General features: G+C 49.7%; 18 protein-coding genes. 9 read left to right on the top strand and 9 right to left on the bottom strand.

Annotation, left to right across the window (positions count from 1 at the left end; translation table 11 throughout):
- Positions 1–27: 27 nt before the first annotated feature.
- Genes AC1RJL_RS09050 through AC1RJL_RS09015 form a run of 8 tightly spaced genes read right to left on the bottom strand, consistent with a single transcriptional unit; the run spans position 28 to position 8,766 of the window.
- Positions 28–816: a WecB/TagA/CpsF family glycosyltransferase gene (locus tag AC1RJL_RS09050; RefSeq protein WP_492913084.1), complete on the bottom strand. Its 789-nt coding sequence runs from the start codon at positions 814–816 to the stop codon at positions 28–30.
- The gene (locus AC1RJL_RS09045; protein WP_492913082.1) at positions 816–2,042 is read right to left on the bottom strand and encodes a GumK N-terminal domain-containing glycosyltransferase; all 1,227 of its coding nucleotides are present in this window, start codon (positions 2,040–2,042) and stop codon (positions 816–818) included. Before AC1RJL_RS09045 ends, AC1RJL_RS09050 begins: the two co-directional genes overlap by 1 nt.
- 36 nt (positions 2,043–2,078) lie before the next feature.
- Complete coding sequence (locus AC1RJL_RS09040) at positions 2,079–3,197, bottom strand: glycoside hydrolase family 5 protein (RefSeq protein ID WP_492913080.1); 1,119 nt, start codon at positions 3,195–3,197, stop codon at positions 2,079–2,081.
- Positions 3,194–4,336, bottom strand: coding sequence for a glycosyltransferase family 4 protein (locus AC1RJL_RS09035; protein ID WP_492913078.1), 1,143 nt, complete (start codon positions 4,334–4,336; stop codon positions 3,194–3,196). The genes AC1RJL_RS09040 and AC1RJL_RS09035 overlap by 4 nt, the downstream gene beginning before the upstream one ends.
- A complete protein-coding gene (locus tag AC1RJL_RS09030; RefSeq protein WP_492913076.1) occupies positions 4,326–5,639 on the bottom strand; it encodes a polysaccharide biosynthesis protein GumE in 1,314 nt (437 codons plus the stop codon). Before AC1RJL_RS09030 ends, AC1RJL_RS09035 begins: the two co-directional genes overlap by 11 nt.
- A gap of 21 nt (positions 5,640–5,660) precedes the next feature.
- On the bottom strand, positions 5,661–6,533 hold the full coding sequence (locus AC1RJL_RS09025; RefSeq protein ID WP_492913074.1) for a polysaccharide biosynthesis tyrosine autokinase: 873 nt from the start codon (positions 6,531–6,533) through the stop codon (positions 5,661–5,663).
- Positions 6,530–7,924: a Wzz/FepE/Etk N-terminal domain-containing protein gene (locus tag AC1RJL_RS09020; protein ID WP_492913072.1), complete on the bottom strand. Its 1,395-nt coding sequence runs from the start codon at positions 7,922–7,924 to the stop codon at positions 6,530–6,532. Before AC1RJL_RS09020 ends, AC1RJL_RS09025 begins: the two co-directional genes overlap by 4 nt.
- An 11-nt stretch (positions 7,925–7,935) precedes the next feature.
- Positions 7,936–8,766: a polysaccharide biosynthesis/export family protein gene (locus tag AC1RJL_RS09015; RefSeq protein ID WP_492913070.1), complete on the bottom strand. Its 831-nt coding sequence runs from the start codon at positions 8,764–8,766 to the stop codon at positions 7,936–7,938.
- A gap of 439 nt (positions 8,767–9,205) precedes the next feature.
- Here AC1RJL_RS09015 and glyA point away from each other — a divergent pair, with 439 nt between their 5' ends.
- The gene (gene glyA, locus AC1RJL_RS09010; RefSeq protein ID WP_492913068.1) at positions 9,206–10,471 is read left to right on the top strand and encodes a serine hydroxymethyltransferase; all 1,266 of its coding nucleotides are present in this window, start codon (positions 9,206–9,208) and stop codon (positions 10,469–10,471) included.
- Between the two features lie 214 nt (positions 10,472–10,685).
- On the opposite strand, the gene AC1RJL_RS09005 is transcribed toward glyA, so the two are convergent.
- The gene (locus tag AC1RJL_RS09005; protein WP_492913066.1) at positions 10,686–11,135 is read right to left on the bottom strand and encodes a RidA family protein; all 450 of its coding nucleotides are present in this window, start codon (positions 11,133–11,135) and stop codon (positions 10,686–10,688) included.
- Between the two features lie 271 nt (positions 11,136–11,406).
- Here AC1RJL_RS09005 and AC1RJL_RS09000 point away from each other — a divergent pair, with 271 nt between their 5' ends.
- The 8 genes from AC1RJL_RS09000 to ribBA all read left to right on the top strand — a co-directional run bounded on the left by AC1RJL_RS09000 (position 11,407) and on the right by ribBA (position 18,590).
- On the top strand, positions 11,407–12,585 hold the full coding sequence (locus AC1RJL_RS09000; RefSeq protein WP_492913064.1) for a glycoside hydrolase family 88/105 protein: 1,179 nt from the start codon (positions 11,407–11,409) through the stop codon (positions 12,583–12,585).
- 89 nt (positions 12,586–12,674) lie between these two features.
- Positions 12,675–13,235 (top strand): peroxiredoxin, encoded by a 561-nt coding sequence (locus AC1RJL_RS08995; RefSeq protein ID WP_492913062.1) that lies wholly within the window; start codon positions 12,675–12,677, stop codon positions 13,233–13,235.
- A gap of 633 nt (positions 13,236–13,868) precedes the next feature.
- Positions 13,869–14,105 (top strand): hypothetical protein, encoded by a 237-nt coding sequence (locus AC1RJL_RS08990; protein WP_492913060.1) that lies wholly within the window; start codon positions 13,869–13,871, stop codon positions 14,103–14,105.
- A 378-nt stretch (positions 14,106–14,483) separates the two neighbouring features.
- A complete protein-coding gene (gene nrdR, locus AC1RJL_RS08985; protein ID WP_492913460.1) occupies positions 14,484–14,951 on the top strand; it encodes a transcriptional regulator NrdR in 468 nt (155 codons plus the stop codon).
- A gap of 21 nt (positions 14,952–14,972) precedes the next feature.
- The gene (gene ribD, locus AC1RJL_RS08980; RefSeq protein ID WP_492913058.1) at positions 14,973–16,097 is read left to right on the top strand and encodes a bifunctional diaminohydroxyphosphoribosylaminopyrimidine deaminase/5-amino-6-(5-phosphoribosylamino)uracil reductase RibD; all 1,125 of its coding nucleotides are present in this window, start codon (positions 14,973–14,975) and stop codon (positions 16,095–16,097) included.
- 14 nt (positions 16,098–16,111) lie between these two features.
- Entirely contained in the window at positions 16,112–16,693 is a 582-nt protein-coding gene (locus AC1RJL_RS08975; RefSeq protein ID WP_492913056.1) for an RDD family protein, read from the top strand.
- Between the two features lie 33 nt (positions 16,694–16,726).
- Positions 16,727–17,383 carry a riboflavin synthase gene (locus AC1RJL_RS08970; protein ID WP_492913054.1) on the top strand — a complete coding sequence of 219 codons (657 nt, stop codon included), beginning with the start codon at positions 16,727–16,729 and terminating at the stop codon, positions 17,381–17,383.
- Positions 17,384–17,477: 94 nt separating this feature from the next.
- Entirely contained in the window at positions 17,478–18,590 is a 1,113-nt protein-coding gene (ribBA, locus tag AC1RJL_RS08965) for a bifunctional 3,4-dihydroxy-2-butanone-4-phosphate synthase/GTP cyclohydrolase II (protein WP_492913052.1), read from the top strand.
- The last annotated feature ends 12 nt before the right edge of the window (positions 18,591–18,602 follow it).

Genomic DNA, 18,602 nt, shown 5'->3' with positions numbered 1-18,602 from the left:
TTTAAAAATGAAAAGCAGTAGGGGTGGTTAACTGTTGTCTACTGGCTGGCTTACGGAAGTGTTAAGGGTTTTTCCTTGTTGCATACATAGCCGTAAAAATACGGCTATGTCCAATGTGTAGCGACGTAATAATCGCGATGGCTCAAGACATAAACGATAAAACCATTCGAGCCGCAACTTCTGTACTAATGCCGGTGCACGCGCTTTGTCACCGGCAAGAAAATCCAGCAATGCTCCCACGCCCATTAATACTTGTGCATTGAGTTGGTGGCGATGCCGCAAGATCCACTCTTCTTGATAGGGGTTCCCCATGGCAATGAGAACCACATTGGCGTTTGATGAGTTGATTGCATCAATAAGCTCGCCGGTATTTTTTGCTTCGTCATAACCGTTTCGTGCACCGACCACATTGACTTGATATTCATTGCGTAAACGCTCCGCTGCACGCTGTGCAATGCCGGGTTTTGCACCCATTAAAAACACCCTGGCTTCGGCTCCAAGACTCTGTAAAAAAAGCGGCGAGAAATCTGTTCCGTTCAAATTTTCAATAAAAGTTTTTCGGTGGATTAACCACGTGGCTATGTCAATGCCAATGCCATCATTGACAATAATAGTATCGTCTCCTGACATGGCCGCTTTGTACGCTTGGCATTTAACAACAAAATTTGTGTTTGCAAAAAAAAGTGCAACCTGTTGCTGCTGCATCTTTTGGCGTAATACCGGTACCAAGGCAATGCTGGTGGTTCGCCGGATAGGAAAGCCACCCAGTGCAATTATTTCTTCGCGTGCATTTGAATCAATTGCGCCAGTTGTCATTATGCAAACACCTCGGTATCGCTGAATTTTTTTGGAGCAAGCATGCGTTCAGTAACCTGGCTCCAATCCAGGACGGTGCGTTTGGTGAGTGGGGCCTGGGGATTTAATGCACGCGAAATCGCTTGTGCAATAGATTCCTCATTGCCAATTTCGTAACCAAAACGGGTTGGATAGTCGGCTGCAATAAAGTGTGGGCAAATAGCGGGCAAGCCAAAGAATTCATACTGCGTTAACTTGAGCGAGGTATCGCGCAAATAGGCAGGCAGATTGACACTGGAGTATGGCGCAATACCCAAGGTTGCATGTTTGATGTAGGGCAATGTTTTATCAAACGGCATTTCACCATAGACAGTTACATTATCGCCGTACTCGGGATGGCGCGGCTGGCAAGAGCCGATAATATGAAAATGGATATGGGGAAAGCGACGCGCAGCTAAAACAAAAAATTCTGGATCAAACAGCATGGAACCGACAGATACAGCATGGATGCCTTCGGGATAAGGAGACGGATTGGCTTTTTCTCCGACCGCATGATCAATTCCCTGTGGCACAAAAGCAAGATTGTGTTTTGATGGAATTGTGTCGGCGAGCGCTTTTGATGGCAACACAATCGTATCAATATCTTTTGCAATTCGATCAAAAGTTTTGCTGATATAAGCAGCAGCATCAATAGTATCGAGTGCATCCGATGCGCGGTAGAGTATTCTCGCTTTCGGATTCAGGCGCTTAATCAAATCAAAGAAAATCGGCGCTACGCCGCTTTCTAACACAATGACATCCGAGTCACGTATCCAGTCGCGCAGCACGCTGTTAAAACCGTACCCATACAAACGGTACATTAGCGATTCAAACGGACGAATGCGGATGGGGTGAATGAGGGTTTTCCATAAATAGCATTCGACACCTTGGTAAAACACAATTTTATTGGCTTGGTCATCTAATGACAGGCGCGGATCATGTTTATAGCGCGATAGAAAACTGTAGCGTAACGAGAAGAAACGGGTAGTGCCCATTTTTGCTAACTCGCTGGCAACAAAATGCATACCGGCTTTGCGCGGTGAGCGAAAATCGTGAGCTGAAAGCAACAGGTATTTTTGTTTGTTTTTTGGGGAATGCATGGTCGAGCTGTCGCTTGCTGAATCAACGGTAGTTGAATAATTAATCGAGGCTCCATTCGTTGCTAACGATGCTTGATCTGTACCCGCTAGTACATTATGTGCTGACATGGTTTTCTCCTATACAACCTGATTAGGCATTAGCAGTTAAGGATTTAATTCATCCGCTAGTGGGGGTTTAGGTGGACTGTGTCCACTGGGGGATTCCGGATGATAAAAAAATGCTTGTAGCGGAGCCCAGTGTGGCGAGACAGGTTGATTCGGACCGCTTAATGCCAGTGGGTAATTACCCCACCAACTGCCTGCTGCCCAGTAAGTCCAACCACGCCATGGGCTGTTTTCCATCAATTCCAGAAAGCGGGTAAGGGTAAGTAGGCATTCCGCACTGGGAGGGACGCCAAATTCGCCGAGGAAAAGAGTTTGTTGGTTGGCGATTGCCCATGTGCTGATGCGCTCAAATTTAGCATCGAATTCCGCTGCAGGGCGGCATCCCTTTCCTGTAGTCGCGGTATGGGTGCCAGAATAATCGCTGTCAGTGTATTGATGTACTTCAATAATGGTGCGTTTGAGCGGATCCTTCAGATCGTCAAATTCGGTGGAGTTACTGAATTGAAGCCCCGCAAACCAGTCATGCACGCCACTCCAGCGGCCACCGCTAACCAAAACCAGGTTGGTCGCTTTGGCGGTACGCAATGCGGCTAACGTCTGTTTGGCAATTACCGCCCAATCGACTAAATGAATGCTCGCAGGTTCGTTCATCAACCCATAGGCAGTCATGGTTGGATCGGGAAATTCAGCCGCTAAAGCAACCCAAAATGCGACAAAAGCGCTGCTGACGCTGCTGCCATCAGGCAAGGTATCGGTCAGTTTGTAGCTGTAATATTTGGCATAATTGTGAACGTCCAGCAAAACACATAAACCTTGGGCGCTGGCGTTATTCACTGTTGCGCGCAGTCGCGCTAATTCCGCTGTGTCGAATGGACCATTGGCGACCGGTTGCAAGCGTTCCCACAGAAAGGGCAGCCGGATGATATTGGCCCCCTGACTGGCAATAAACCTCAGCTCTGCCGTACTGGGATAAGTGTAATCCTTGAATACTACACCTGGCAGTTGTTTGGTATTGAACTCGGCACCTGCCAGGTTTACGCCCGTTAATCGTGCCTGATCCAGGCAACCGGCAATAGCGTTAAAGGCAGGGAAGCTTAATATCATCCCCAGCATGGCCCGGAAGAAAAGGGCGTAACAGTGATCGGTGTAGGTTTTCACGATGCTCTCCGCAATTGGTGGTACAGCGCGAGGTATCTATCTGCTACTTGTGGCCAGGCATAACGTGTGGCGAAAGCTTGCGCGCTCGCTACACGTGTTTGATAGGCGGACTCACCTTGATCGTGCAATTGCAATAATTGGTCGATTGCCTTTCGCCCTTCAGTGGCGGGGTCGAAGCAAAATCCCAAATTGGATTCATTAGTCAAACGTTGGAATGGCGGGATGGCGCTTAATATGGGGGTTAGTCCGGCACTCATCGCCTCTATTGGTGCTATCCCGAAGCCTTCGTGGCGAGAGAGGCAGAGGAAGTAACTCGCTTGGCGCAGGAGCGCCTGGATCTCGCTGTCACTGGGGTTAGCGGCCAGGGTTACGGCTTCCGCAATACCAAGCTTGGTACTGACTTCTTTCAATTCGGCAAGGGAGTGATCGTATTCACGCCCGGCGATGATCAAGCGCCACTCGGGATGTTGGCGGTGCAAATCGGCAAACAACTCCAGTGCGGGGATCAGTCCTTTATTAGACGACCAGCGGCCAAAATACATCAGCGTGGGCGTCAGCACAGGGGCGGCACAACCTGCATATTTTTCTACATCAACCCCGTTTTCTATCACGTGCAATTTGCGTTGATTCATTATCTGCCCGAACAAATCACCGTCGTTGGCGCTGGTGGCGACTACATGGCTATAAGCGTTGGCAGATAAGCGGGTGATACTGTTGAAATAAGCCTGTTTGGCTCGGGAGGCAAAACTGGTATGGAAGAAACCACCGTGCGTGGAAAGCACCAGCGGTCGGCGATGGAGCCATTTGGTGGCAGCAAGGAAATCATAGAAAAAGTCCACGCCATGTACATGGATTACGTCGGCATCTTTCAGGTATTTGAGCACGCCGGGGCATAAGGGATAGCGGCTGGAGCCGATATAAGGCAAGCGGATAACTTCGATGCCATCAATTATTTCCTGCTTGGGCAGGGTTTCATCCGAATTACGAAATAAACGATTGAGGGTAATGATGCGGGTCGCCTGCTGCCCTTCGCGTAATTGGTGACGGGCGATATTACGTACCACCTCTTCCATGCCGCCAATTGAGGGAAGGTATTGACGCACGATATGGGTAACTTTTACCTGTTCTTTAACTGCCATTGTGGCCTCCGGTAACTGCATTGTGGCCGGGTAAAGGGCGCGAGATTACGGGCGCGGGTTGTAACAAGCTGCAGCCGACTAAAAACCACAGTACACCGGCGCTTTTAAGTGCGAAAAAGGAAGATCCGCTGACACACAAAATCAGCGCGATATAAACCGAGACCAGTGCTCTGAATCGGCGGCTACGATCGGTCGGCATGGGTAATATCCAGAGGCTTAGCCAAAAGATCAGGCACATGGGAAGGCCAAAGGTAGAAAGCATGTGCGCATATCCTTCATCGGGATACGCATCATTGATATTTACCGCCAGGAGCATCTGGAGATCAAACTCCATGAGCGACCAACCGCTATAGGCAAGGCGTCCATGCAGGTCATCGCTGATCATTCCATCGGTTTCATGTTTGGTCGCCATGCCAAACATAACCAGCATGGCGACAGCAATGAAGGGGGCAATAATGGCGATATTGATAAATTTTCCCTGTAATAGCACACGGATAACCACAAACAGGCTAACGGTCATAAGTGCAAAACGGGAGTCGGACAGCACCATCAGAAAAATGGCCGCCACCACAAAAAACACACCTTTGCGCCACTCCTCGCGATTGCGGGCAATACCCCATGCGGCGCAGAGGGTAGCAAAGTTGCCGAGCGAGACAGGTTCAAGGAATACTGAAGAGACGCGATGTGGGCCGAGCAGACCGGGTAGTAAAGTACGGCCGATACCTTCCGGGCGTAGGCCGTTGAACTGCAGTTTGCTTTCGCGCACATAGTCGGTCACAGGTAACACACTGCCGATATTGACGTAGTAGCTGAAAATATCGAATAGCTCGGTATATTGATCAACAAATAAAAGCTCAAACATGCCCAGCGTAATCACCACCCAAATAGCCATTTTTAAGGCGCGGTCAGCCATTTCGGGTTTACCAATATTGCAGCCCAACCAGAAATAGCAAAGAGGGATGGCTATATCGCGAAACGCCTTGATGTTGAGTTGTTGGTTGAACACGCCAATTATGCAAAGCATTGCGCCGGCGATACAGGCAAGTGTAACTACCCCGGGCAATAGGCGGCGTGCCAACAGCGGAGCGCAGGCGAGAAGGATGATTGCTTCTGCAAGGCCAACCAGCGGGCGCGAGGCAGGGATAACGAAGTTGTTAATCAGACAAAGCACAGCCTGGTAGCCGACGCTGGCAATGATAATGAACGTAAGTAGCCGCTGATCAGTTAGCCATTGCCGCTCCTGCGCCGGATACAAATGTGTCGGCAAGGGGGCGATAGGCGGATAGGCCGATTGGTAATTCATCCTTTACCTCTAGGGCGACTATTAGTCGCGCAATACCGTTCCAAGCAGACGTACATTCAGTTCGCGCAGGCGGTTACCAATTGCAACCAGGGCCTTGGTTTTGGTTACATGAGTTTGTGCAACCAATACAGCCGCGCCCGCATGAGCAGCTACCAGTTGTGCATCGCGATTGGAATCCATCGGTGAAGTGCTGATCAGGGTCACATCAAAACTGTGGCTCAAGGGTGTCAGGCGCTCGTGGTATTGCTTGCTCGCCAATAGCTCTTGCGGATTGGGCGCGCGCGTACCTGCAGGCAGTATCCAGAGCGAGCGAATCGACTCAATCGCAGTGGGAATTACCGCCGTGCGGTCGGCAATCCAATCGGATAAGCCCGGCGCGTGCTCGTGAATATGGAATAGCTTATTGAGTTGCGGTGTGCGCAAGTTGCTGTCGATTAGTAAAGTGCGAAGGCCTAATTGCGCGAAGCTGATGGCAAGGTTCGCCGCTGTCAATGCGATACCGGCTGGATCTTCCGCGCTAACCAATGCGAGTGAACGATTGGGTTGCGGGTTGAAATAACGCAACATCAATTCACTGCGAAGGCTGCGCACCGCTTCTGCCTGGATGCTATCCGGCTGGAATAGGGCACTTAAGCCGCGATCAAATTTGCTCGACGCTGCGGGGGTTTGGGTGTAGGCAAATTGTTCGGCAAGAATGGCATTAATGTCTTCAGCTTTGACCAAGCCCAGTTTTACCGCGGCATCGCCAAAACGCAGGCCGTGTTTTTTCTGGGTTGCCAATATCAGGCTCAAGTCTTTGGGGCTGAGTTTACCGGTGGCTACCAGCATGGGCCCCATTTTGGTCGATGTAGCAAGCAGGCTTTCACTGCTTAGGACTTGTGCGAGATCGTTCATGCTGATACCTCCTTCATGATTTTCCCCTTCGCATTACTACCGGTTATTTCGGCAGGAATATAAGCGAGCACTGTTAAACCTAACCCCTGTTCTAAATCCAACACACTGCGAACACGTTGATCAATCCATTCCCAGCAGAGGGCAATAGCGGTGCCTAACAAAACACCCGCAATGCAGGCAAGCACAAGGGTCAGTGCCGGTTTGGGTGATGTTGGACGTCCGGGAACTACAGCACTGTTGAGCACGGCAACATCGGCGGCGGCGATCTGGCTTTCCAGTCGTGTCTCTGCGGTACGGGCGAGCGCTGCATCGTAAGCCGACTGGGCGTTATCTGCTTCCTGTTTAAGGAGTGTTAACTCATTTCGGTTACGACTCAGTTGCAATACCAATTCTTTTTGTGCAGCCAGATCAGCTTTAAGTTGATCTTCGCGCGCTTGTGATAGCTCGACGGACGATTTCACACTGCCGCTGATCAACTCCAGCATACGATTCATCTGCCGCTGCAGGGTATCGACATCACTGCGTGCCTGGCGGTACTGCGGATGGTTTTCGCCTACTTGATTGGCTAATTCACTCAAGCGCGCTTGCGCCTGTGCAAGATCAGTTGCGAGCCGTTGCACTTGTGGGTTATCCATCGAGCGCGCTTCCAATTGGCCGCGTTTTGTATTGGCGATCAAGTCGCTGCGGCTTTGTGAATTCTGGCGTTCGCTTTGAACGGAAATCAGCATGGATGACAGTTCCGCCAGCTTGGCAGATTCCAGATCCAGGCGATCAGAGGAGGCGATGATGTTGTGCTCCTCCTGGTAGTTCGAAAGCGCATTTTGCTTTTCGATCAATTCCGTACGCAGGCCGGTAAGTTGCTGGTTGTACCACAGGGTAGTTTGCTTGGCGGGTTCGGTCCGCAGTTCAAGATTGGTGAACATATAAGCTTGAGCAAAGGCATCTGCAAGTTGGGCGGCAAGGGCTGGATCCTGCGCTGTAAATGCAATGGATAACACACTGCTGTCGCGCCTTGGGGTAACGATTAAACCTTGGGCGAGAAAACCAAGCATGCGCACTTGATCGCGAGCCGCATCGCCGCTTAGCTTGGCGGCTTTGATCATGGCGGGAGAGTTATGCAGATCCAGCTGTTTGATCACTTTGGTAGCTACATTGCGACTGCGGATAATATCTGCCTGTGTAGCGATATAAGCACCTGTTTGACGGGTCGGTTGCGATTGGCCGCTAATGGGATCCGATCCGCGGCTATCGATCAACATATCGGTAGAAGCGGTATAGGATTTGGGAGTGAGCAGGCTCAACACTATGGCGGCCACTATCGCGACCAGCGTAGTCGCAATAATCGCCCACTTGCGCGCCAGTAAAATGCCTAAAAGGGTATTCAAGTTCATGATGGCTCCTGTTAGAAAAGACTTTCCTTAACAACCAGTACGTCACCATCCATCACCCGGTCAGCGGGTTTGGCGCGCAATTCTTTGGTTGAACCGTCCGCCTGCTGGCGGAAGAGTTTAATACTGCTATCGCTGGCGCGGGCGGTAGGTCCGCCGCCGACACTGAGGGCTTGCATCACGTTCAGCGGCCTATCAAGGACATACATGCCCGGTGCATGGACTTCGCCATTGATATAGAAACGCCCGGCGTTTGGCACGTAAAGGGTGTCACCATCTTTTAGCCACACTGGTGGTACCTCGTCGGCATCGTAATTCAATAATTTTTGGAGATCGTACTCAATTCGCTCCGGGCGGCCATTTTTGGTAATACGGGTGAGGATGAGACGCTCGCTCCCGCTAGCGGCTATACCACCTGCCCAGGCAAGTGCCTGGGTAAGGCTGGTTGGGCCTTCCAATACCAGTTTGCCAGGGTTGTTGACCTTGCCGAGGATTGCCACGACTTGGCTGCGGTATTTGGTAACGAGCAAATTGACTTGGGCATTTTTCAAAAAATTACCCTGTTGGTAACGCTCGGAAATTAAAAAGGCTGCATCGGCACTGGTCTTGCCCGCGATAGATAAGTTACCCAAGAGCGGCACCACTACCATCCCACTTGCGCTTACCTGGCCCTCTGCCGTCAGTTCTGGCTGGCCATATACGGTGATGCGAATTTCATCCCCTGCGCCGATGGTATAGCTTGCGGGGCTATTGCCGGTTCCTGCGCCAGTTTGCGCTTGAGCCAGGGAGCCCAATAAAACCATACTTAACCCGGCCCAAAGCCATGTGCGAAAACCCAAAATCATGTGTTGTCCTTACTGGTCGATAGCAGCCAGACCCTGGTTAAAAAACCAACATCCGGCCTGTGATTGGTTACTGTCGGACTTGCTACTGCAAAAGCGAGGCCTACTTTGACCTAATGACGTTAAAAATAAATGAAAATGCGGGTTAATCCTTTTTACGAAGCGTGTTTGGCGCAAAGCTGCCCATTTTTAATGATGGAAAAACCAACAACCACAAGCTGGACAGGTTATTGCGAGCTAATTTTGTACTATTTTGGTGCGGGCCGGCGTGTCCGAATCGACTTTATAGTGGCCCACATGAATGGAATTAGCGCCTTGCATGAGTTTTTTGCGTGGAAGCTTTTTGGGCGCTTGGTGTACAATGCGCGCCTACATTTTTCCCCCTTCCCATCCATAACCTCGGCCGGTTCTTGCGGCTCGCGGGCCAACTCAGGACTTACCTATGTTTGATAAAAACCAAACTATTGCTTCTTTTGATCCCGAAATCTGGGCTTCCATTCAGAACGAAGGCCAACGCCAGGAAGACCATATCGAGTTGATCGCTTCAGAAAACTATACCAGCCCGTTGGTCATCGCGGCGCAAGGCACCAAGCTGACCAACAAGTACGCCGAAGGCTATCCGGGCAAGCGTTATTACGGTGGTTGTGAATACGTTGACGTAGCTGAAGCGCTGGCTATTTCGCGCGCTAAAGAATTGTTTGGTGCTGATTACGCTAACGTTCAACCTCACTCGGGTTCACAGGCTAACTCAGCTGTTTACGCTGCACTCTGCGCCCCGGGCGATACCGTTTTGGGTATGAGTTTGGCCCACGGCGGTCACTTGACGCACGGTGCCAAGGTCAGTTTCTCTGGTAAAATTTACAATGCTGTGCAATATGGACTAAACCCTGAAACCGGTTTGGTTGACTACGATGAAGTTGAACGTTTGGCCGTTGAGCATAAACCTAAAATGATCGTTGCCGGTTTTTCAGCCTATTCACAAGTATTGGATTGGCAGCGTTTCCGCGATATCGCCGATAAAGTAGGCGCTTATTTGTTTGTGGATATGGCTCACGTCGCCGGTCTGGTTGCTGCCGGTGTTTACCCTAACCCGGTGAAAATCGCTGACGTAACTACCACCACTACCCACAAAACCCTGCGTGGTCCACGCGGCGGTATCATCCTTGCCAAAGCGAACGAAGAGATCGAGAAAAAACTCAACTCTGCGGTATTCCCAGGTGGCCAAGGTGGTCCTTTGATGCACGTGATTGCCGCTAAAGCGATCAGCTTCAAAGAAGCAATGACTCCGGAATACAAGGCTTACCAACAGCAAGTAGTGGTGAACGCCAAAGCGATGGCCGCCACTTTCATTGGGCGCGGTATCAATATCGTCTCTGGCGGTACTGAAAACCACTTGATGCTGGTTGATTTGATCGGCAAGCCATACAGCGGTAAAGATGCCGATGAAGCTCTGGGCAAGGCGCATATCACTGTGAATAAAAACGCAGTGCCAAATGACCCGCGCTCACCCTTCGTGACTTCCGGTATCCGTGTAGGTACTCCTGCGGTAACCACCCGCGGTTTCGGTGAAGCTGAGTGCGTGCAACTGACCCATTGGATCTGTGACATTTTTGATGCACTGGAAGCCGGCAATGCTGACGAAGTAATTGCCAGCGTTAAAACCAAAGTGGCTGAAGTCTGCAAAAAATTCCCGGTGTACGCTGAATAACTTTTTCTTTGAAGGTTTGTCGTTTAACAAAAGCAGCTCATCGAGCTGCTTTTTTTCTTTATAAAAATTAAACCAGGAAAGTGATTCAGAATTTCATTCTCGCTCCCAGCTCCAGCTTGGGAGCGAGAGGGTAATGCTTAATTGACTGGCATTAAGCTGCGACTGCCTTTTACATTTCAAATGTTTCACCCGGAAGTCAATTTTCCATCCGCAATTATTTTTTCTGTGGAATCTGTACTGTCACATCTATTTCAATTTTCATGTCAGGAGAATACAGGCGCTCTATCTGTACCCAGGTAGATGCGGGGTATTCATTATTGTTGAAATGCTTCTTTCGTTCGGCTGTTGCCGCAATAAGCTCGTCGATGTTCGTGGTGTAAATGACTTCCTTGACAATGTCGCTGGTGGTGGCATTGTAATCCATCAAAATCTTTTTAATGGTTTGGTAGGTACTTTCCATTTGCTCTGCCTGCGTTTCTCCCTCACCACCTAAACCCGCTAAATGAAGTGTGTTGCCAATGCGTACTACCTGGGTATAACCGACATCCTTTTCCCAATCGCCATAATGTTTCCGCTCAATGCTGGTGGTATCAAGGCTCGTTGTAGTACAGCCGGCGAGAAGGGCGCCGGTAAGTGCAGTAATTAATAAAATTTTGTCAGTCATATCGATTTCTCATTGGGGTTGTTGGGTATGTAATACCTGATTCACGAATTTGGGCGTAGCTGCCAGAATTAATTATCTCCGAGCATTATCAGTGTTGGGTAGCAGTGATCTTGGAGCAGCTGCAGCTGCTTTTTGTGTCTTATTTATTAGGAAAAGGTAAAGCTCCGTAAAGTGCTTCTTTTTGACTATTGGCTATCCTAGGATGCACAGCATAAGAAAGAGGACCTGACATAACAATAATGCTGACGTGCTTTATATAGGAAATATCGACATGAATAAATTATTTTTGTCCCGTCGTTATATGCTGGAACAAAATGTTGGTCTGGTGTTATTCATTGTATTAGTGTCTCTGACGGGATGTGCTAATCAATATCCGTCAACATCAATAAAACCCTCGGCGGTAACTGATATCGCCAACCGCGCTGCCGATTGGCAATTGGCGCACATGAACACCTTTGATTACGTACGCACTTTTCGCGACCACACAGAAAATCCCCATGGCTGGATTCAAGGTGCATTTTATGTTGGGTTGGATCGCTGGGCAGTGCGTACAAATAATCCCCATTACCTGCAAGCCTTAATTGCTAAAGGCGAAGCCAATCACTGGCAGCTTGGCGAAAAAAACTGGCATGCCGACGATCAGGTCATTGGCTTTAGCTACGCCGCTGCTGCCGCGCGCAAAAATGATCTCAGCCTGATTGCACCAACACAAAAAGTATTTAAAGAGATTATGGCAAACCGCGCTACCCACAGCCTTGAATATGCATCTGACCCAACCCATCAAGGCGAAGCGACTTGCCAGCGTCGCTGGTGCTGGTGCGATGCATTATTTATGGCTCCGCCCGTATGGGCAGCCGTGGGCAAGTTAACCGGTGATCCATCGTATTTGAATTATGTGGATGAAGAGTACCAAGCAACGATTGATTATTTGTTTGATAAAAACGAGCACCTGTTTTATCGCGATGGCCGCTTTTTTGAACGTCGCAGTAAAAACAATAAGAAAATTTTCTGGAGCCGTGGCAACGGTTGGGTATTTGCAGGATTGCCATTATTAATTGAACAAATTCCCGCGAATGATCTGCGCAAGCAAAAATATGAGCAGCTGTTTAAAACCATGGCGGCGAGTTTGGTCAAGCTGCAACAACCCAATGGTTTCTGGCCGTCATCATTACTCGATAAAGACGAATTCAATGTCCCCGAAACCAGCGGCACCGGCTTTATGACCTTCGGTCTCGCATGGGGAATCAATAATGGTTTGTTATCAAAAGCAGAATATTTATCGGCAGTAAATTCCGGCTGGAATGGACTCGCCAGCGCGGTGGATAAAACAGGCAAACTCGGTTGGGTTCAGCAAGTTGGTGCATCCCCGGAAAAAATCTTACCGGAAGATACACAACTCTACGGCGTAGGTGCGCTGTTGTTGGCAGCATCTGAAGTAAGCCGGTTATAAAAATAGGAGAAAAACGGAAGGCGGCAATAGCCGCCTTTATTTAGGCAGCTGCCACTGATTGGCATTATTAATTAAAGGAAAATTAAAGGATGAAGAATCTATATGTGTTACCCGCTAATTTGCCTGTTCCTGAAGATGATGGTGCGTGCAGTCATTTAGAGGGCATGAAGTTTCCCTCCCTTGCTTTACTGGGGACATCTGGAAGCAAAATTGATATTAGTACTATTCGCGGTTTAGTGGTTGTTTATTTCTATCCACTTATTGGCAATCCCGATTCACCACCTATGCTGGGCTGGAATGAAATTCCGGGCGCTAGAGGTTGTACACCGCAATCTTGCGCGTTTCGTGATCTTCACGCCGAATTCACTGAGCTGGATGCGAGTGTTTATGGTGCAAGTAGCCAATCGTATTTAGAGCAAGTTGAAGCATCAGAACGCCTTCATCTTCCTTTTGAGTTAATTAGTGATTACTCATTTGAATTGGCTTCTGCATTAAGGCTACCAACTTTTGAATACAATTCATTAACGTTAATCAAAAGGCTTACTTTAGTTATCGAAAATGGAGTAATCAAAAAAGTTTTTTATCCAGTTTTTCCGCCAAATGAAAATGCTACTAATGTCATAGCTTGGCTTAAAGACTACCAATCCTAGCCATCCAATATATGTATGCCTTTATAAAGCCTGAGGTATCTTGATTGGATGCTTCTCAACTAACAGGTAAATATTTTAATGATATTTTCTGAGTAATAAAATAAAGCAGATGCACTGTATGTTTCATGCATCTGCTTGTCAACGCGGGTGCGGTAATCGGTTGTAATTCAAACTGGCGCTTAATGTCGCTATGGTCTTTAATTGATTTTTATTGCCGACGAGAGCTGTTTTGTTACTGGTGAGTTGGATGGTTTGTCTTTTTTTTTGCATGGATAAATGGAGTGCAGTTTCTAGGCTCATTTTATATTTGGACTGCCGCTTAGTGCCCAGAGACCTTCGCATTACGGTGCTCAATTGCACTCTGTACAATTCTCAAAGCACTACAAGCTAAAAATTCTTATAGTCAACGGCTTGATTGTACGTTGGTGCAGATATGGCTTATTTGCTGTTTATATAGTGGCTTTAATTTGTACCGCAGGTTTGCTTTCGGAAATAAAGTGCCTAACATGCAATCAACCTGATGATTTTTAAGTTGCATTTTTTGTCACTACATATCGCTCCATTTTATGGGAAACACCAAGCTGAATATCCGCTTTTGGCCGTTTGAAGTCATCAACTTTTCAGGTATTAAAGATGGTTGATAAAAAGAATCTGGCTCTTGTTCTTCTTTGCCTTACACCTACAGCATTGCTTGTTTTGTTTTCAATCTATGGTGACGATTGTCTTGATGAGAAAAGCGCTGTGATACTTTTTGATCAAGCTAGTCAGTTGGAAAAGCAAGGGAATCTTAAAGACGCTTATCTCAAATATAAAATTATTGATGTATCTGCGTGTGAGAATTATGAGTTTAGTGAACTCGCTTTTAAATAGGGCTGTAGCGATTAAAAAAGTGCTTGGTGGTCCATAGAAGCACTTCTTCTTATGTGATTAGACCGATTCTCGCTCAATAATCGTGTAATCAAGAGTACGATTATTCTTCACCTTAATATCAAGCAATGTTTCCGCTTTAATTTTTTCAATCAATAAATCCACAGCCGCAATCGCCATACTTTTAATCGGTTATTGCACGATAATAAGTTGCGGTCAGATGGTAGTGGCGATGTTGGTATCGTCGAAGCCTACGGTGGCGATCTTAGTTACCCTTATATTCACACCACAAGAACCCCTGATTCAGCGCCTTGTGCAGCCAGATTCACCAGATTTTATGCTAGTATGCGCCCACTTTATCAATCGCTGGGGCCGATGATCATGCATTGTCCGTTTTGTAGTGCGGAAGATACCAAAGTTATAGATTCACGTTTGGTGGCTGAAGGCGACCAGGTGCGCCGTCGCCGTGAGTGTTTATCCTGCCATGAACGCTTCACTACGTTTGAAGTGGCCGAATTGGTGATGCCGCGCATCATCAAACAAAACGGTACCCGCGAACCCTTCGATGAAAACAAACTGCGCGCCGGTTTATTGCGTGCACTGGAAAAACGCCCGGTGAGCATTGAGGCGATTGAATCGGCCATCAACCATATCAAACACTTTTTACAAGCTACCGGTGAGCGTGAAGTCAAAGCCTTGCTGGTCGGCGAAAAAGTGATGGAGCAGCTGAAAAAGCTCGATGAAGTTGCCTATGTGCGCTTCGCATCTGTGTATCGCCGCTTTAAGGATTTGAACGAATTCCGTCAGGAAATCGACCGCCTCGAACAGCAACCTGAAAACGACCAGTAATCTGAAACGATTGACGCTCCCATGACTATCACTGCGGTTGATTTTGAATTTATGGCGCATGCGTTCCGCCTTGCGGAGCGCGGCCTTTACACCACTATGCCCAATCCGCGTGTTGGCTGTGTGTTGGTGAAAGACGGACAAATTATCGGCGAAGGCTGGCATGTTCGCACTGGCGAAGCCCACGCCGAGATCAATGCGCTGCGCGCTGCGGGCGAGAATGCACGGGGCGCGACTGCTTATGTGAGCCTCGAACCCTGCAGCCATACCGGAAAGACCGGCCCCTGTTCGCAGGCGTTGGTGGATGCGGGCATTGCCCGTTTGGTGTTCGGGATGGAAGATCCTAATCCGCTGGTGTCCGGCAATGGTATCGCCACAGTTCGCGCTGCGGGGATTCAGGTGGATGGCCCGGTGCTGGAAGATGATGCGCGTGCGCTCAACCCCGGTTTTATCCGTCGCATGGAGCGTAAGCTGCCCTATGTTCGCTGCAAGATGGCGATGAGTATTGATGGCCGCACGGCGATGGAATCCGGTGAGAGCAAGTGGATTACCGGCCCCAAAGCCCGCGCGGATGTACAGCGTTTGCGTGCCCGATCCTGCGCGATTATCTCCGGTGTCGATTCCATCCTGCAGGACAACGCCTCCCTTACCGTGCGCGTAGATGAGCTGGGTCTACCCAATGCGGAAGCAGCGGCAGAGAAGCAGCCATTGCGGGTAATCCTTGATTCGCAATTGCGCACACCGCGCACGGCCTTGATGTTTAAACAGGCGACCCCGATATTGCTGGTACACAACGGCGCAGTTGAGCCGGCACAGTTGCAGGATTGGCCGGATTTTGTCGAGCTACTGGCGTTGCCGGGCAAAGACGGGCGTATCGATTTAAGCGCACTTTTGCGCGAACTCGCCCAGCGACAATGCAATGAAGTGCTGGTTGAAGCCGGTGCGACCCTCTCGGGCAGTTTTTTACGGCGCGGTTTGCTGGATGAAATTATTATGTACGTTGCGCCCAAACTGCTCGGCAGCAATGCGCGCCCGCTGTTTGAGTTGCCGCTCGATACCATGTCTGCCTCGCTCTCGCTCAAGATTAAAGACATTCGCGCAGTAGGGCGGGATTGGCGCATCACCGCCGCTCCCGACACTGAATACTAGTAATAGGTAAACTTTTGAACGATCAACATCAGTCTCCCGATTTCCAACCCGGCCCGTCTGCACCGCAGGTCGATAACACCGCATCGCTCGGCAAACGCTTTTTGGCGTTTTTCCTCGATGGCTTTTTTATGTGCGTGGCGCTGCTGATGGTGATGCAAGCCATGGGCTTGCTTGACCCGGCAACCAATCAGGATATGCAGGCTGCGCAAGCGGAGCTGCAAAAGCGTTTGACCGCGTTGTCCGATGGGCAAAAGTTCATGCTGTCGATTTCCCCCTTTATCATCTTTTTTGTGTTGCACGGTTTCCTGTTGCAGCAATACGGCCAGACGCTGGGCAAGCGCATCGTCGGCATCGCGATTGTGACTATGGATAACCAGAAGCCATCGTTCGGCCAACTGATTGTGTGGCGCTATTTATCCCAGTGGGCGGTGGGCCAGATACCGCTGGTCGGTGTCTTCCTGCGCCTTGTTGATATCCTGGCGATTTTCCGTCCGGACAAGCGTTGTATCCACGATCATCTGGCGAAAACCAAAGTGATCGATCTTAAAATCCCCGTCGCTGTTGTTGAAGGTAAACCGACCAGCATCATCGTGTAGGTGTGTTAGCTGCGACGATTCCGAGGTAAATCTATGTTCACCGGTATTATCGAAGCCATCGGCGAAGTGGTGGCATTGCAACCTAAAAACGGCGACCTGCGCCTGCGTATCAAAACCAATAACCTGAATCTGGGTGATGTCCATCTGGGCGATTCTATCGCCACCAACGGTGTCTGCCTGACGGTAGTGGATTTGCCAGGCGATGGTTACTGGGCTGATGTATCGCGCGAAACCCTGGACAACACCACCTTGCCCGGCTGGAAAGTCGGCCAGCGTGTGAATCTGGAAAAAGCCCTGACGCCGCAAACCCGTCTGGGTGGCCATATTGTCAGCGGTCATGTGGATGGTGTGGGCGAGGTTGTCAGCCGTTATCCCGACGCGCGCTCCGAGCGCTTCCGCATCCGCGCACCAAAATCGCTGGCAAAATATATCGCCCATAAAGGGTCAATTACCGTGGATGGTACTAGTCTTACGGTTAACAAAGTGGACGGTGCTGAATTCGAACTCAATATAGTCCCGCACACCCTGCAATGGACCATTATGGATAGCTACAAAACCGGTACCCAACTCAATCTCGAGGTGGATGTGCTCGCCCGCTATCTGGAGCGCCTGATGCTGGGCGACAAAGCCGCTGAAGGCGAAGGGCAGGGAATTACCCTGGAGTTTTTGGCGAAGAATGGTTTCGCGTAGGTTGGGCAGCAATGCCCAACAAACTGCTGGCCGTTGTATTTCCATTTTGCTCGTTGGGCATTGCTGCCCAACCTACGTTCTCACGAGATGAATTATGCAACTCAACACCATTGAAGAACTGATTGAAGACCTGCGCCACGGCAAGATGGTCATCCTGATGGATGATGAAGATCGTGAAAACGAAGGCGATTTGATTATGGTCGCCGAGCAGGTGCGTCCGGAAGATATCAACTTTATGGCGACCTACGCACGCGGCTTGATTTGTTTGACGCTCTCCCCCGAGCGCTGCAAACAACTCGATCTGCCCTTGATGGTGACCGACAATAAATCCCAGCACACCACAAATTTCACCCTGTCCATTGAAGCGGCCGAAGGCGTGAGCACCGGTATTTCGGCGGCAGATCGCGCGCTTACTGTACGTGCTGCGGTGAAGGCTAATGCCAAGCCAACGGATATTGTCCAGCCCGGCCACATTTTTCCACTGATGGCGCAACCGGGTGGCGTTATGAGCCGCGCCGGTCATACCGAAGCAGGCTGCGACCTGGCGCGTTTGGCCGGATTCGAGCCGGCGGCGGTGATTGTCGAGGTAATGAATCCCGACGGCACCATGGCGCGACGCGCGGATCTTGAGCAATTTGGCGAGCAACACGGGCTGAAAATCGGTACCATTGCCGACCTGATTCACTATCGCGCCACCAAAGAAAAAACCGTTGCCTGCATCAATACCCGCAAAGTGGAGACGCTTTACGGCGAATTTGAGTTGCGTACCTACCGCGATCTGGCGCGTGGCGACCTGCATTTTGTGATGGTTAGAGGTGAGATTGACGCGGAACCAACATTGGTACGTGTGCATGTAATGGATATCGCCCGCGATGTACTCAGCCTCAAACGCTCCTCCGTTGCCGGTGGCAAAAGCTGGACTTACCAGGATGCGTTGCGCAAGGTGAGTGAGGAGGGTAAAGGTGTCGTATTGCTGATTTGCCACGACGAATCGACTACCGAAGTAGAAGACAGCATCGACTGGCTGATCTCCGGCAAACAAATGCGCCGCAGCTCGGAAGTGCTCTACAAACAAGTGGGCACCGGCTCGCAAATCCTGCGCGATTTGGGTGTGCGCAAAATGCGCGTGATGTCTGCGCCAATGCGTTACTCGGCCCTCTCGGGTTTTGATTTGGAAGTGGTCGATTACGTTTGCCCTGATGAATAACTAACCCCTCCC

The sequence above is a fragment of the Cellvibrio sp. GW822-FHT04B05 genome, assembly GCF_058800985.1.
This window is presented reverse-complemented; position numbering and strand designations above follow the sequence as displayed.